General features: G+C 65.0%; 13 protein-coding genes and 1 pseudogene. 12 read left to right on the forward strand and 2 right to left on the reverse strand.

Annotation, left to right across the window (positions count from 1 at the left end; translation table 11 throughout):
* Positions 1–67: 67 nt before the first annotated feature.
* The 8 genes and pseudogenes from LB564_RS10240 (at position 68) to LB564_RS10275 (ending at position 9,937) form a co-directional block, all read left to right on the forward strand.
* The gene (locus LB564_RS10240; RefSeq protein WP_224537270.1) at positions 68–1,006 is read left to right on the forward strand and encodes a GntR family transcriptional regulator; all 939 of its coding nucleotides are present in this window, start codon (positions 68–70) and stop codon (positions 1,004–1,006) included.
* A gap of 10 nt (positions 1,007–1,016) precedes the next feature.
* Positions 1,017–2,300 (forward strand): nucleotide disphospho-sugar-binding domain-containing protein, encoded by a 1,284-nt coding sequence (locus LB564_RS10245; RefSeq protein WP_224537272.1) that lies wholly within the window; start codon positions 1,017–1,019, stop codon positions 2,298–2,300.
* A 5-nt stretch (positions 2,301–2,305) separates the two neighbouring features.
* Positions 2,306–3,676 (forward strand): glutamine synthetase family protein, encoded by a 1,371-nt coding sequence (locus tag LB564_RS10250; RefSeq protein ID WP_224537274.1) that lies wholly within the window; start codon positions 2,306–2,308, stop codon positions 3,674–3,676.
* 2 nt (positions 3,677–3,678) lie between these two features.
* Entirely contained in the window at positions 3,679–4,977 is a 1,299-nt protein-coding gene (locus LB564_RS10255; protein ID WP_224537277.1) for an NAD(P)/FAD-dependent oxidoreductase, read from the forward strand.
* Positions 4,978–5,155: 178 nt separating this feature from the next.
* On the forward strand, positions 5,156–6,187 hold the full coding sequence (locus LB564_RS10260) for a BMP family protein (RefSeq protein ID WP_224537279.1): 1,032 nt from the start codon (positions 5,156–5,158) through the stop codon (positions 6,185–6,187).
* 263 nt (positions 6,188–6,450) lie between these two features.
* Positions 6,451–7,701 (forward strand): annotated as a pseudogene (locus LB564_RS10265) (ABC transporter ATP-binding protein); the annotation flags it as partial.
* Between the two features lie 239 nt (positions 7,702–7,940).
* Positions 7,941–8,996, forward strand: a complete 1,056-nt coding sequence (locus LB564_RS10270; RefSeq protein ID WP_224537281.1) for an ABC transporter permease — start codon at positions 7,941–7,943, stop codon at positions 8,994–8,996.
* The gene (locus LB564_RS10275; protein WP_224537283.1) at positions 8,993–9,937 is read left to right on the forward strand and encodes an ABC transporter permease; all 945 of its coding nucleotides are present in this window, start codon (positions 8,993–8,995) and stop codon (positions 9,935–9,937) included. Before LB564_RS10270 ends, LB564_RS10275 begins: the two co-directional genes overlap by 4 nt.
* A 30-nt stretch (positions 9,938–9,967) precedes the next feature.
* Here the strand turns inward: LB564_RS10275 and LB564_RS10280 are convergent, their stop codons facing one another.
* Positions 9,968–10,735 (reverse strand): SDR family NAD(P)-dependent oxidoreductase, encoded by a 768-nt coding sequence (locus LB564_RS10280; protein WP_224537285.1) that lies wholly within the window; start codon positions 10,733–10,735, stop codon positions 9,968–9,970.
* A gap of 297 nt (positions 10,736–11,032) precedes the next feature.
* On the opposite strand from LB564_RS10280, the gene LB564_RS10285 reads away from it, so the two are divergent.
* Positions 11,033–11,188, forward strand: a complete 156-nt coding sequence (locus LB564_RS10285; protein ID WP_140702687.1) for a hypothetical protein — start codon at positions 11,033–11,035, stop codon at positions 11,186–11,188.
* Positions 11,189–11,326: 138 nt separating this feature from the next.
* Complete coding sequence (locus tag LB564_RS10290; protein WP_224537287.1) at positions 11,327–12,268, forward strand: LLM class flavin-dependent oxidoreductase; 942 nt, start codon at positions 11,327–11,329, stop codon at positions 12,266–12,268.
* 6 nt (positions 12,269–12,274) lie between these two features.
* On the opposite strand, the gene LB564_RS10295 is transcribed toward LB564_RS10290, so the two are convergent.
* On the reverse strand, positions 12,275–12,961 hold the full coding sequence (locus LB564_RS10295; protein WP_224537289.1) for a cysteine hydrolase family protein: 687 nt from the start codon (positions 12,959–12,961) through the stop codon (positions 12,275–12,277).
* 292 nt (positions 12,962–13,253) lie between these two features.
* Between LB564_RS10295 and LB564_RS10300 the strand changes: the two genes are divergently transcribed.
* Both LB564_RS10300 and exbB read left to right on the forward strand, forming a co-directional pair.
* Positions 13,254–14,051, forward strand: coding sequence for an ATP-binding cassette domain-containing protein (locus tag LB564_RS10300; RefSeq protein WP_224537291.1), 798 nt, complete (start codon positions 13,254–13,256; stop codon positions 14,049–14,051).
* A gap of 31 nt (positions 14,052–14,082) precedes the next feature.
* A complete protein-coding gene (gene exbB / locus LB564_RS10305) occupies positions 14,083–14,979 on the forward strand; it encodes a tonB-system energizer ExbB (RefSeq protein ID WP_224537293.1) in 897 nt (298 codons plus the stop codon).
* Position 14,980 lies beyond the last annotated feature (1 nt).

Consider the following 14,980-nt stretch of genomic DNA (forward strand, 5'->3'; position numbering starts at 1 on the left):
CTGGCCGATTGCGTCCACGGGGCCGATCGGTCAAACCATGCCGGCAACGTCGTTCCCGAGACCAGTCATGCAAGCCGCAGCCCGCCGACCTCGCACCAACCATCTCGATCTGGCGCAGCGCATCCTGGATGTGGCGCGGCAGCGTGGGTTCGCGCCCGGCACGCGCCTGCCCGAGCAGCAGATAGCCTCATTGTGCAATGTATCTCGAACGCCTGTGCGGGCGGCGCTCAGCCTGCTCGCGGAGCAGGGTGTCGTGCGCTGGGAGGCGGACACCGGATATCACCTGGCGATCGACCTCGCCGCGCAGCCGGCGATATCAGCCGAATTGCCCGCCGCCGAGGAAGACGAGCTTGCCGAAGCGATCCTGCGCGACCGGTCGGCCCGGCGTCTGGACCAGACGGTGACCGTCGCCGGATTGATGCGGCGCTACAGTGCCGAGAGAAAGACGGTACTAAAATCGCTTAACAGACTGACGGAAGAGAATCTGCTCGACCGTGCGCCTGGTCAGTCCTGGCTGTTCCGCCGCGCGCCCGACGATCCGGAGGCGCAGGGCGAAAGCTACGAGTTCCGGCTTTTGCTGGAGCCGGCGGCGATCCTGACGCCGGGCTTCAGGCTGGATGGCGCGCGCGCCGCGGTGCTGCGCCAGGGCATGGAGGCGCTGTCGGCGCTGCCCGATGCCGCTTTCGACACACGCGAGTTCCAGCGGCTCGACATCGATTTCCACGGCATGATCGCCGAGGGCAGCGCCAACCGCTTCGTCGCCGACGCGCTGGCCGATCATCTCAGGCTGCGGCGGCTGCCGGGCATCTATGCCGGGGTCAATGTATTCCGGCTGAAGCAATCGCTGCGCGAGCACCTGAACATACTCGACCATCTGGAAAGCCGGCAGTATGAGGTGGCTGCCGATCTGCTGCGCATCCATTTGCGGCTGTCGCGCAGCCAGCGGCCGCAAGCGGCCAGCCGTGGCGCTCCCGCGCTGTTCGGCATGATCAGCCGGCCGGAATGAAGAGGATTAATTGACGCGTCGAGCGAGTCCGACCATCGCGCTGTTTCCCGAAGCTAGTTTCGGGGCGGCGTTGAATTGCGTCGGCATCGCGCAGGCTTTGCGTGCCCGGGGCGCGCGGCCGGTGTTCATCTGCCATGCCGGCTTCTCCGGCGTCTTTGCCGACTATGGTTTCCAGGAATACCAGTTGCCGACCGACGAGCCGCTGAGCGACAGCGAACGCCAGAGCTACTGGCAGGCCTTCGTGCGCCGGCACCTGCCGCATTTCCGACTGAGCCCGATCGACCAGCTCGAAACCTATGTGGCGCCGACCTGGCAGGCGATCGTCGACACCGCGGTCAATGCCGAGGCGCCGCTGCGCCAGCTTCTGGCACGGCTGAAGCCCGACGCCGTGGTGCTCGACAACGTCATCATGTTCCCGGCGATCGCGAGTGCCGGCTGTCCGTGGGTGCGCGTCGTCTCCTGCGCCGAGACCGAGCTGCCGGACGCGGCGGTTCCGCCCTATCTCTCCGGCCTCGGCGCTGACGATCCGCAACGCGCGGCGTTCGAGAGCCGGTACATCGCGGCCTCGGCCCCGGCGCATGATCGCTTCAACCGTTTTCGCGTGGATGCCGGCCTAGCGCCATTGCCCAAGGGTTTGTTCCTCGAAGCCTCGCCCGATCTCAATCTGCTGTTGACGCCGTCGATCGTGAAGCGCGAGCGCGCGGAACCGCTCGACCCGGATCGCTTCGTCTATCTCGAAGGCTGCGTTCGGTCGGAAGGGCCGTTCGAGGTGCCGGTCTTTCCACGCAATGGCGGGCCGCTGGTCTATGTCAGTTTCGGCAGTCTCGGCGCCATGGATGTCGGCCTGATCGAGCGCATGCTTGCCGTGTTCGACCGGCTGCCGGCCCGCTTCATCGTCAATGTCGGCGGCCTGCGCGACGCCTATCGCGCGGTGCCGGACAATGTCTATCTCGATGCCTGGTTTCCGCAGCCCTCGGTGGTCGCGAAGTCGGACCTGTTCATCCACCATGGCGGCAACAACAGTTTTTGCGAGGCGCTGCGTTTCGGCGTGCCGTCGCTGATCATGCCCTATTGCTGGGACGGACACGACAACGCGCAACGCGCCGGAGAGACCGGCGTCGGCGACCATATCGGCCGTGACGGCTGGACAGAAGGAGTATTGGAGAGAGCCATTCTCGGCTTGCTGGCCGATGACGCCATGCGCGCCCGCCTGAGGGACAATGCAGCCGAGATGGCGCTGAAACCCGGAACGGAAATGGCCGCGCAAGCCATACTCTCTCTGATACGGACTTGAACGAAATGCCTGACAAGAACACCGCGACCATCTCCAACGATCCCAAGGCCTGGTTCACACAGCACGGCATCACCGAGGTCGAATGCCTGGTGCCGGACATGAACGGCGTGCTGCGCGGCAAGGCGCTGCCGACCGCCAAATTCCTCAAGGCGCTGGAAGACCGCGCGCTCTATCTGCCGAGCAGCGCCTTCCTGGTCAGCATCGACGGCCGATATTCCGGCTCGATCGACGAGGGTTTCGCCTATTCGGACCCGGACATGCGCATGGTGCCCGATGTCTCGACACTGTGCCTGGCGCCGGGTGCCGGGGCGGGGAAAGCCTATGTCTTCGCCGATGCCTTTCATATGGACGGCAGGCCATGGATGGCCTCGCCGCGCCATGTGCTGCGCGCCGTGCTCGACCTCTATCGCCAGCGCGGCTGGCGCGCCGTGGTGGCGCCGGAGCTCGAATTCTATCTCACCGCGCACAACCCCGATCCGGACAGACCGCTGACCGCGCCGGTCGGCGGCAATGGCCGCGCGGAAACTGTGCAGCATCCCTATGATATGGCGGCGCTGGAAGAATTCGAGCCGGTGATCCGGCGTATCTACGACTATTCAGCGGCGGCCGGGCTGCCGCTCGACACGCTGATCCATGAATCGGGCACGGCGCAGCTCGAGATCAATCTGCTGCATGGCGACGCCCTGCCGCTGGCCGACCAGGTGCTTTTGTTCAAGCGGTTCACGCGCCAGGCGGCGCAGCAATGCGGCATGCATGCGACCTTCATGGCCAAGCCGATCGCGGCCCAGGCGGGTAGTTCGATGCATCTGCACATGTCGGTCGTCGACGAAGCCGGCAACGCGCTGTTTGCCAGCACTGACGATGCCGACACCGAGATGTTCGGCCATTTTATCGGCGGCCTGCAGAAATATGTTCCCGAGATCATGCCGCTGTTCGCGCCCAACGTGAATTCGTACCGCCGCATAAGGCCGAACCACAGTGCGCCGGCCAACATCGAGTGGTCGCACGACAACCGCTCCTGCGGCCTGCGCGTGCCGGCCGGCGGGCGGATGGCGCGGCGCGTGGAGAACCGCCTGCCGGGCGCGGATTCCAATCCCTATCTGGCGATCGCCGGTTCGCTGCTTGCCGGCTATCTCGGGGTCGAGCAGAAGCTGGCGCGCTCGGCCGAGGCGTCGGGCAATGCCTACAAGATCAGGAGCACGTTGCCGAAGACCATGGAGGAAGCGCTGGATCGTTTCGAGGCTTGTGCCCCGGTGCGGGAGCTTTTGGGCGAGGACTTCTTCCAGACCTATCTGCGCGTCAAGAGCGTCGAACTCGACCTGTTCCAGAGCGTGGTGACGAGTTGGGAACGCGACCACCTCTTGCTGAAGGTGTGATCATGGCATCTTCAACGGGTTTTAATTCCGGTCTCGATATCGGCAAATCCTACTATGTCGCCACCGCCAATCCGGCGCCGGACCATCCGGCGCTTGCGGGCGATGTCGATGCCGATCTGGTTGTGGTCGGCGGCGGCTGCACCGGCCTGTCGGCCGCCCTTCACGCCGCCGAGCGCGGCCTGAAAGTGGTGCTGCTCGAAGGCGGCAAGATCGGCTGGGGGGCGTCGGGCCGCAATGGCGGCCAGATGATCCCCGGCCTGCGCAAGGGCGCCAAGGGTCTGGTCAAGCTCTACGGACCCGAGCGGGCGAAGGTGCTGTTCGACCTCGCTTTCGAGGCCCGCGGGCTGGTGCTCGACATCATCGAGCGCAACGCCATCGACTGCGATCTCAGGCTGACCGGCCATCTGGTCGGCGCGGTCAACGGCTCCGACCTCAGGGATCTGGAGGAAGAGGCCAAATGCCTCGAGAGCGTGATGAAGTTTCGGGAGGTCGAGATCCTGTCGGCGGCTGAGGCGCGCGCCAGAGTCGACACGCCCTATCATGGCGCCATGTATGAACCGCTCGGCGGCCACATGCATCCCTTGAACTACACGCTCGGACTTGCTCGTGCAGCGGTTGCTGCCGGCGTCGTTATCCACGAGAACTCAGTAGCCGTGAAGCTGGAACGCGAGCCCTCGATCCGGGTCTCGACGGAGAAGGGCTCTGTGCGAGCCAAACATGTGGTGCTGGCGGGCGACGCGCTGCTCCACGGGTTGGAGCCGCGCGTCAACAGCCGCATCATGCCGGTCGGCAACTACATCGTCGCCACCGAGCCGCTGGAAGGCGCGCGCAACGTCATTCCGGCCAATGTCGCGGTGTCGGACACGCGTTTTGTGGTCAATTATTACCGCATGTCGGCGGATGGGCGGCTGTTGTTCGGCGGCGGCGAACGCTACACGCCGTCACCGCCGACCGACATTGCCGGCTTCGTGCGGCCGCATATGGAAGCGACCTTCCCGCAGCTCAAGGGCTGCCGCATCGATCATGCCTGGGGCGGGCTGGTGTCGGTGACGACGTCGCGGCTGCCGCATGTCGGGCACTATGGCGAGGTCTATTTCGCGCATGGCTATTCCGGCAAGGGCGTTATCCTGTCGACGCTGTCTGGCAAGCTGCTCGCCGAAGCCATCACCGGCGATGCCTCGCGGCTCGATCTGTTCTCGACGCTGACGCCCATGCCGTTCCCCGGCGGCACGGCGCTGCGCGGCCCGCTCTATGTGCTGGGCATGCTGTGGTACGCGATGCGGGATCGGATCAAGCATTGAGGGTGCGTCGCGGGGAGCTGAAGCGACTGGCCGGCGGGTCGTCGCGCTTTGACAATCGCGGCGGCTCACGCGTCGCCAAATTTGACCATGTGGACAAAAGTCCGGACCCGTTCCATAGTTCCCCGTCTGATTTTTGGAACAGCCGGCTCGACACGGCTGTCAAACAGAGGGGCATGCAATGGAAGACCGGAAGAACAAATCCCATTCGACACGCGAAGGGTTTTCGCGACGCAACGTGCTGGAGCTGGGCGCACTAGGCCTAGCCGCGGCGATGCTGCCAGGTGCGGCCTTCGCCAAGGACAAGAAGCTGAAAGTGGCGGCGATCTTCGCCACGCCGATCGAGGAGCCGTGGGACAACCAGATCCACGTCGCCCTGCAGAAGGCCGAGAAGGAACTCGGCATCGAATACAAATGGTCGGAGAAGGTGCAGACCGCCGATTTCAGCCGCGTCATGCGCGAATATGCGCAGGGCGGGTACCAGCTGGTGCTGGGCGATGCCTTCGCCGCCGAGCGTGAATCGCGCCGCACCGCCAAGCAGTTTCCCAAGACCGCCTGGCTGTTCGGCTCCGGCGCCGGGCCGGCCGAACCCAATTTCGGCGTCTTCGACAACTGGATTCACGAGCCCGCTTATCTCTCGGGAATGATCGCCGGCAAGATGTCGAAGTCGGGCACGGTCGGCGCGGTGGCGGCGATGGGCATTCCGGAAGTGAACCGGCTGGTCAACGCCTTCTTCGCCGGCGCCAAGGAGGTCAACCCGAACGTCAAGAAGAAGGTCGCTTTCATCGGTTCGTTCTTCGATCCGCCAAAAGCCAAGGAAGCCGCGGTGGCGCAGATCGATGCCGGCGTCGACGTCATCTACGCCGAGCGCTTCGGCGTCATCGAGGCGGCGGTGGAGAAGAAGATCCTTGCCATTTCCAACATGTCAGACCAGTCGAGCCTCGGCCCCGATACGGTGATCACCGGGCCGGTCTGGGACATGTACCCGACGGTCGAACAGGCGATCAAGCTGGTCAAGGCCGGCGTCTACACGGCGCAGGATTACGGCGATTTCTCGCGCATGGCCAAGGGCGGCTCCTATCTCGCCCCCTTCCACAAGTTCGACAAGACGCTGCCGGCGGACGTGAAGGATCTGGTCGAGAAGAAGAAGGCCGAGATTCTCGAAGGCAATTTCCGGGTGGATGTCGACGAGAACACGCCAGTTTCGGATTGAGTTCCGATCTTTAGGGGTTGGTGCTAGGCGCCCCCCTCTGTCCTGCCGGACATCTCCCCCTCAAGGGGGGAGATCGAATGTCACCTCGGCTTTCGCCAATTTTCACCGTGAATAAGCGGCGTCGCCGACAAAGCTGCCGATCTCCCCCCTTGAGGGGGAGATGGCCGGCAGGCCAGAGGGGGGTGCGGCGCATCCCTGTCAAGCAAAGCTAAATCGCAGACCGATCAGGAGTATCCTTGCCGACGCCCGCCCCACTCATCGAAATGCGCGGCATCACCAAGAGCTTCGGCGCCGTCAAGGCAAACGAAGCTGTCGACCTCAGCGTGGCGCCGGGCGAAATCCTCGGGCTGCTGGGCGAAAACGGCGCTGGCAAGACGACGCTGATGAACGTGCTGTTCGGCGCCTATGCGCCTGATGCCGGCGAGATTCTGATCCAGGGTCAGCCGGCGCGGATCTCCAGCTCGGCCGACGCGCTGGCCGCCGGCATCGGCATGGTGCACCAGCATTTTCATCTGGCAGCTCGGCTCACCGTGCTGGAAAACCTGCTCATTGGCATTCCTGGCAAATCGGGACGGATCGATCGCGCCGGTGGCCTGGCGCGGCTGGCCGAAATCAGCCGCCAGCATGGGTTGACGCTCGATCCCAGCCTGCCGGTCTCGGCGCTGTCGGTCGGCGAGCAGCAGCGGCTCGAAATCGTCAAGGCGCTGTTTCGCGGCGCCAGGCTGCTGATCCTCGACGAGCCTACCGCCGTGCTGGCGCCGAGCGAGGTCGATGGACTGTTTTCGGCCTTGCGGTCGATGGCGGCGCAGGGGCTCGGCATCATCTTCATCTCGCACAAGCTCAATGAGGTGCGGGCGCTGACGCATCGCTGCACCGTGCTGCGGCATGGCCGCGTCGCCGGGCGGGTAGACGATCCGGCCAACACGACGTCGGCCGCGATGGCCGAGCTGATGTGCGGCCACGAGATCGTGCCGCCGGCGCGCGGGCCATCGACGCCGGGCGAAGCAGTGCTCGCCCTCGACGGCATTTCGACCTCGAAAGATTCGGGTACGACGCTGCGCGACATATCGCTTGTCGTGCGGGCCGGGGAAATCCTCGGCATTGCCGGCGTCTCCGGCAATGGCCAGCGGGCGCTGGCGGAGGTCATCTCCGGCGTGCGCGCGCCGGATGCCGGAAGGATGACCATCGCCGGCCAGAACGTATCGCGGTTCTCGCCGCGCGAGGTGCAGGCGCTTGGCCTTGGCCGCATCCCGGAAGACCGCATGACGACAGGTCTGGTCACCAATTTGCCGCTCGCCGATTCCATGGTGCTGCCACGCATCGGCACGGCAGCCTTCTCCGCCAGGGGCCTGCTCAAGCCGGATGCGATCCGCGCCTTCGCCGAAGAACAGATCAAGGCCTACGATATCAGATGTCCCGGGCCGATGACGCGGGCCGGCGCGCTGTCAGGGGGCAATCTGCAGAAGGCGCTTTTGGCGCGCGAGCTTGCCTTCGACCCAAAAGTTCTGATCGTCTCACAGCCGACGCGCGGCCTCGATATTGGCGCGGCCCGCTTCATCCACGCAAAATTCCTCGACATGCGCGCCAAGGGCTGCGGCATCATCGTCATCGGCGAGGATCTGGAAGAACTGCTGGTGCTCTGCGACCGCATCGCGGTGATGTATGAGGGCCGCATCGCCGGCACGCTGGACAGCGCCGATGCGACCATCGCGCGGCTCGGCCTGCTGATGACCGGTGCGGAGGGCCGCGGCTGATGTTTCGCCTGGAAGTTCGCACCTCGACGCCCGCCTGGTTCAACCTGGCGCTTCCGCTGCTGGCAATCGCGGCGACGCTCATCCTGTGCAGCGGTCTTATCGCATTGGCTGGCGCCGGCGTGCTCGAGGCCTATGGCGTGATGTTCACGGCCTCGCTCGGCGACAGCTATGCCATCACCGAAACGCTGGTGCGCGCCGCACCGATGATCTTCACCGGGCTGGCGGTCGCCGTCGCCTTCCGCGCCAAATTCTGGAACATCGGCGCCGAGGGCCAATTGCTGGCCGGTGCCGTCGCCAGTTGTTTCGTCGGCGCCATCCCGATGCCGGGACCGCTCGCCATGCTCTTGATGGCACTGGCCGGTGCCGCCGCGGGTGCCGCCGTCGCGCTGGTTCCGGCGACGCTGCGTGTAAAATTCAAGGTCGATGATGTCGTCAGTTCGCTGCTGCTCAATTCGGTCATCTATTACGCGCTGATGGCGCTCATCGAGGGGCCGTGGAAGGACAGCTTCAGCGGCTATCCGATCTCGCCGCCGATCGAGGATTCGGCCAATTTCCCGGTGCTGATCGAAGGCACGCGGCTGCATCTCGGCGTCATCGCGGCACTGGTCGCCGCACCGTTGATCTGGTTCCTGATCGTGCGCACCACGCTCGGCTTCCGCATCCGCGTCACCGGCGAGAACCCGGAAGCGGCCCGCTATGGCGGCATCCACGTCCAGCGCGTGCTGCTTTCGACGGCGCTGCTGTCGGGCGCGCTGGCGGGGCTGGCCGGCGTCGGAGAGGTCGGCGGCGTGCACTTCCAGGTGATGAGCGATATTTCGCCGGGCTACGGCTATTCCGGCATTGTCGTTGCCATGTTGGCGCGGCTCAATCCGCTTGGCGTCGTGCCGGCGGCGATCTTCCTGGCCGCCGTGATGACCGGCGCCGAGGCGATGTCGCGCGCGACCGGCGTGCCGGCCTTCCTCAGCGATGTCATCCAGGGCACGGCGCTGCTCGCCATGCTGGTCGCGCTGCTGTTCACCGCCTATCGCATTCGCCGCGTCGGAGCCGTCCAATGAACGCGGTGTTCGAGCAGATCTTTCAGGTCGGGTTCCTCGCCGCCATCATCCGCATCGCCACACCGTTGGCCTTTGCCACGCTGGGCGAAATGTTCTCCGAACGGGCCGGCGTGCTCAATCTCGGCATCGAAGGCATCATGCTGCTGTGCGCCATGACCGGCTTCACCGCCACCAGTCTCAGCGGCAGCCTGTGGCTGGGCGTGCTGGTGGCGGTGCTGACCGGCATGCTTATGGGCGCGCTGCATGCGCTGTTCACGGTGGCGCTGGGCTTGAGCCAGCATGTCTGCGGCATCGGCGTGACGCTGTTCAGTTCGGGGCTTGCCTATTTCCTCTACCGGCTGATCTTCGGCCAGCAATCGGTGCCGCCGAGCATCAAGGGCTTTCAGACACTGCCGATCCCGGTCCTGTCCAACATTCCGGTGCTCGGGCCGGCGGTGTTCAACCAGTTTGTGCTGGTCTACATGGCGATCCTGGCCATCCCGCTCGCAGCCTTTGTGCTCTATCGCACGCCCTGGGGCCTGTCGGTGCGCATGGTCGGAGAGAACCCGCGTGCCGCCGATTCCGCCGGCGTCAGCGTCATTGCCACGCGCTTCCAGGCAGTCATCCTCGGTGGTGCCTTGATGGGGCTCGCCGGAGCCTTCCTGTCGATGGCGCAGTTCAACGCCTTCACCTTCGGCGTCGTGTCCGGACGCGGCTGGGTGGCGATCGCGCTGGTGGTGTTCGGCCGCTGGGACCCGTGGCGCTCGGCGGGGGCCGCGCTGCTGTTCGCCTTCGTCGATGCGCTCCAGCTGCGCATGCAGGCGAGCGGGCTGGGGCATATCCCCTACGAGGCGTTCCTGATGCTGCCTTTCATCTTCACCATCGTCGCCATGGCGGTGATGTCGCGCAACGCGGTGGCGCCGTCGGCGCTGCTGAAGCCGTTTCGACGAGAAGAGCGGTAGGCGAATAGAACCTGGCGCCGAGCTGTCGCCTCACATCGCCGTAAAACCATTGTCGACGAACAGATGCGTGCCGTTGACGAAACTCGACTCGTCGCTGGCCAGGTAAAGCGCTGCCTTGGCCACCTCGTCGGGCTCGCCGATCCGCCCCTGCTGCGCGGCCAGCGCGGCGTCGGAGACATCGACGCCGAGCTTGCCGAGGTCGGCGACTTCGCGCAGGCCGTGCGGGGTCCTGATAAAGCCGGGGCAAACCGCGTTGCAGCGGATGTTGCGGTCGCGGAATTCCACGGCGATGGCGCGGGCGAACATGTGGCAGGCGCCCTTGGTGGTGTCGTAGAGCACTTCGTTGGGCGTCGCCGCTACCGCCGAGATCGACGAGGTGCAGACGATCGAGCCACCGCCCGCCGCGACCATGCCGGGCAGCACGGCGCGCGTCATCAGGAACATCGAGCGCACATTGACGGCGTGCAGCCAGTCCCATTCCTCGAGCGTCGTCTCCAGGAACGGCTTTATCACAATGGTGCCGGCATGGTTGAACAGCACGGTGACGGGCCCGAGCTTTTCGGACGCCCCTTTCACCGCCGCTTCGACCTGCGCTTCATCAGACACGTCGGCGACAAAGTGCTCGGCGACATGGCCGCGCGCCCGGATCGCCGCCGCGGTTGCGGCGGCTGCTTCACCGTTGCGGTCGATGATCGCCACCTTGGCGCCTTCGGCGGCGAATAGTTCCGAAGCCGCGCCGCCCATTCCGGTCGCGCCGCCCGAAATGATGGCAATCTTACCGGCCAGTCTTGTGCCCATTTCCCGCCCCCACCGTCCTTCTGGATCATGTCATGTTGTCGCTGGTGACGATGCTATCCCTCCCTGCTCGCGTGGCCAATGCAGGAAATAGGTGCGTGATGACAAGCGCATAGGTCCATTCAAGGCGCATGGAGCGCTGCCGTGGCACCCTCTCTCCCGATGGCCTAAATCCGCGTTCACAGCAATTTTGCACCAATTTCTTCCTACTGACGAGAAAATATTTCTGCCAAAGACGCAAAAATAGCAATCGACAAAGTCTACAAGTTTTATAGATTAACCGGTGAGACGGAGGTCGATATGTCCTATATTCAGAACGCTCAGACAGACGGCAGCGGCCAGAGGGTGGCCAACGCCCAGAGCTTTCGTCCGGCCTATGCCGGCGCTTTCGCCTATCTCGTCTTTGCTCTTGCGTTCGTGTTCACCGGAGCGGTCGTGCTGGGCCTTATTCCCTAAGGCGCCGGATCGGCAGGGGCCGTCGCCCCACGGCTTTCAGGCAATCGGAGTTGAATGAACCGGATCCCGGAGCGCTTTCGCGTGGCCGAGGATTCGCATTTCACAGCATCAGTGATTCCAGTGATGGAGGAGATGACAATGCCGATCGAATTCACGCATGTTCCCGGCAAGGCCGCCGACGAGACGGTCCCCTTTTTCTATGACTTCGCGGAGACCGCGACCAAGCTTGGGCTGATCGAGGACGTCGGTTTCCAGAAGATCGTCGTCGACGATTCGGCTGGGCTGCTGACCAATATGGATCTTGCCGCCCAGGTGCTCAACCGCACCGCTTCGCTGGAAGTGGTGCTCACCCATTGGGCCGGCGTGATCGAACCGACGGTGGCTGCCCGTCAGTTGGCGTCCATCGACAGGGGGAGCGGCGGCCGGCTGGCGCTCAGGATGATCAGCGAGCCGCTGAACGACGACGATGCCGAGACACGGCCGGTCGGACATGGCGTCGTCTGGCAGCGCATCGATGAATATCTGGTGCTGTTGAAGCGGCTGTGGTCGAACGACCGGCCCTTCGACCACGAAGGCGCGTTCTACAGCATCAAGGGCGGTTATATCGAGCGCAAGGGTCCGCATGGCGCCGACCTGGTGATCCGCATGGGCGGGCAATCGGGAACGGCGCTGAAGGTGGCGGGCCGGCATGCCGATGTCTTCGAACTGGCGCCGGGTCCGATCGACGATATCAGGCAATTGATGGAGCGGGCGCGTAGCGCCGCGGCCGAACATGGCCGCGCCGGCAAACTGCGCTTCGCGCTTCCGGTCAGGATCCACCAAGGTGTTTCCGCCGCCGGCCACAAGACGGTCGACCTCTCCGGGCCACCGGCCCAGGTCGCGCTGTCACTGCTTGCCTATGCGGCGCTCGGCATCGATGAATTCATGATCGTCGGTGTCGACACGCCACGCGAGATCGCGACCGCTGGCCGGGAAACGATCGCGTTGCTGCGCAACTCCCTGGCGCGCCGCGAAGCCAGCGAATTCCACCACGCAGCCTATGCGCCTGGCGCAGGGTTGGAGACGCGAGCAGCGGGCTGAGGCCCGTCAATCCTCTGTTGCTTCCTGTCTGACCGCAAGCCGCGACAGGCCATCGATAACGGCGTCCGAATCGGCCAGCACGCCGAAGACGCCGTCCTCGACCGTCACCATGTGCAATGCCGCTTCATGCGCCCTTTGGTCACCGCTGGCGCAGGCGTCCGAGATGGTCAGGCACTGAAAGTTGCGATCACAGGCTTCGCGCAGCGTGGTGTGGACGCAGACATCGGTCGTGCATCCGGAAAACATCAGATTCGTGATGCCTTGCGCACGCAGCACATGCTCGAAATCCGTATAGGTGAAGGCGCTGTTGCAGGTCTTGTCGACGATGATGTCATGCGGGGCGACATCGATCTCGGGAACGATCTGGAACCCCGCGCCCGAGCGCAACAGGATGTCGGTGCCGTCGAGACCAGCACGCTCGCGGCGCCATTTCTCATAAGGCGTCATGTCGGCCATGTCGGCGCGGTATCCCTGCCTGGTGTGGATGACGGCGACGCCGGCTTTACGCGCGGCTGATATCAGGCGGTTCACCGCCGGCAGGATCGCTCGCAGCGGCGAGGGGTCATACCCTTTCCTGGCGAAATAGCCCGATGTCGACAGGAAATCCTGTTGCAGGTCGATGACGATCAACGCGGTGCTTTCGGCCACCAGCCTGCCGTCATAGGGGTAGTCGAAGGGCGTTGCCTTGATCATCCGGATCTCCTTGCCGGATTACTCTAGCGCCTTCACATCGATGCCGCGACACCGGATATCGGGTATCGGCCGGTGGATATTGCCGGCGCGGATCGGGCGAACGACAGCCCCGTAAGCGGCAACAATGCCACCGGCGTCGCGGCGCTTCAGGGTTTTGGCCGGAACTCCCACGATTTGTTGCGTATTGCAGTCACCTTCAATGTTGACTAGTAAGTTCATGTTTTATAGGTCAACCGGGCGCCTGCCTGCCGTAGCCAGGATTGGAATGCGGCGGCCGCACTGGAGAAATGCCATGACCGTGGCCGTAGCCGATACCCAGACCGCTTTCGACATCGATGCCGTGCGTTTTGCCGTTGGCGAGCGGACGCTGCTCGGACCGGTCTCGCTCGAATTGCGACGGGCGCGCGTCTACGGGCTGATCGGCCATAATGGTTCGGGCAAGTCGACGCTGATCAAGCTTCTGGCGCGCCAGGAGCCGGCAAGCTCCGGCGCGATCACCTTCGCCAGACGGCCGCTGCCGCAATGGGGCGCGCGCGAGCTGGCGCGGGCCCTTGCCTATCTGCCGCAGACGACGCCGGCGGCGACGGGCCTCACCGTGCGCGAACTGGCGACGCTCGGACGCTACCCCTGGCACGGCGCGCTTGGCCGTTTCGGCGCCGGGGACAGGCGCCATGTCGAGGAGGCGCTGGTGCTGACCGACATGGAAGGTTTCGCGGACCGGCTGGTCGACGAATTGTCCGGCGGCGAGCGCCAGCGTGCCTGGCTCGCCATGCTGGTAGCGCAGAATGCCGGCGTCATGCTGCTCGACGAGCCGATCTCGGCGCTCGACATCGCCCATCAGGTCGAGGTGCTGGGCCTGGTCAGGGATCTCAGCCGCAAGCGCGACCTCTGCGTCGTCGTGGTGCTGCACGATCCCAACATGGCGGCGCGCTACTGCGATGAGCTGATCGCGCTGAAGGATGGCAAGCTGCTGACCCGCGGCACACCGGGCGAAATCATGCGGAGCGATGTGCTCAAGGGCATTTTCGGCGTGGAGATGGGTGTGTTCGCGCATCCCGTCACCGGCCAGCCCGTCGGGTATGTGCAGTGAGGACTTCGTTGTGAGAACAAGGAAGAAGTTCGTGTCGAGACATGGTTTGTTGGCGGCGTTGGTCGCATCGGTGATCCTGACGACGACCGGCGCGACGGCCCAGGAGCAGCCGGCTGGCGCGGTTCCAGCAATCGCGACGCCTGCCGCACCCGCCGCAGCGGCACAAGGTGCTCCAGCCGCCTCGGTACCCGCCAGCCCGGCGGCTGGGGCGATGGAGCTGAACTTGCCGCACGATTTGTCGCCATGGGGCATGTTCATGGCCGCCGACATCATCGTGAAGGCCGTGATGATCGGGCTGGCCTTCGCATCGCTCGTCACCTGGACGATATGGCTGGCCAAATCGCTGGAGATTTTCGGCGGCAAGCTGCGCGTCCGCCGTGCCGTCCGGGCGATCGGCGACGCAGCGACGTTGCGGCAGGCGAGCCGCGCACTCGACCGCAGCGGGGGTGCCGGCGCGCTTCTGGTGCGGGCGGCGGAGGAAGAGACCGCGCTTTCGGCCGGCGCGCTCGACCATGTCGGCGGGGACGGGCTGAAGGAACGGGTCACCTCGCGCCTGTCGCGCATCGAGGCCGCCGCGTCGCGGCGCATGTCGCGCGGTACCGGCCTGCTGGCGACGATCGGTTCCACGGCGCCTTTCGTCGGCCTGTTCGGTACCGTCTGGGGCATCATGAACGCCTTCATCGGCATTTCACAGGCGCAGACCACCAATCTTGCCGTGGTCGCGCCAGGCATCGCCGAGGCTTTGCTTGCCACCGCGATGGGCCTGGTGGCGGCAATCCCCGCCGTCGTCATCTACAACGTCTTTGCCCGCTCGATAGCCGGCTACCGGCAGATACTGGCCGACGCCTCGGCGGGCGTCGAACGGCTGGTCAGCCGCGACCTCGATTTCCGCACGGTCGCACCCGCGACGGCGCTGGCGGCGCAATAGC

Origin of the sequence: Mesorhizobium sp. ES1-6 (assembly GCF_020164775.1) — a bacterium.
Lineage (GTDB): Bacteria > Pseudomonadota > Alphaproteobacteria > Rhizobiales > Rhizobiaceae > Mesorhizobium.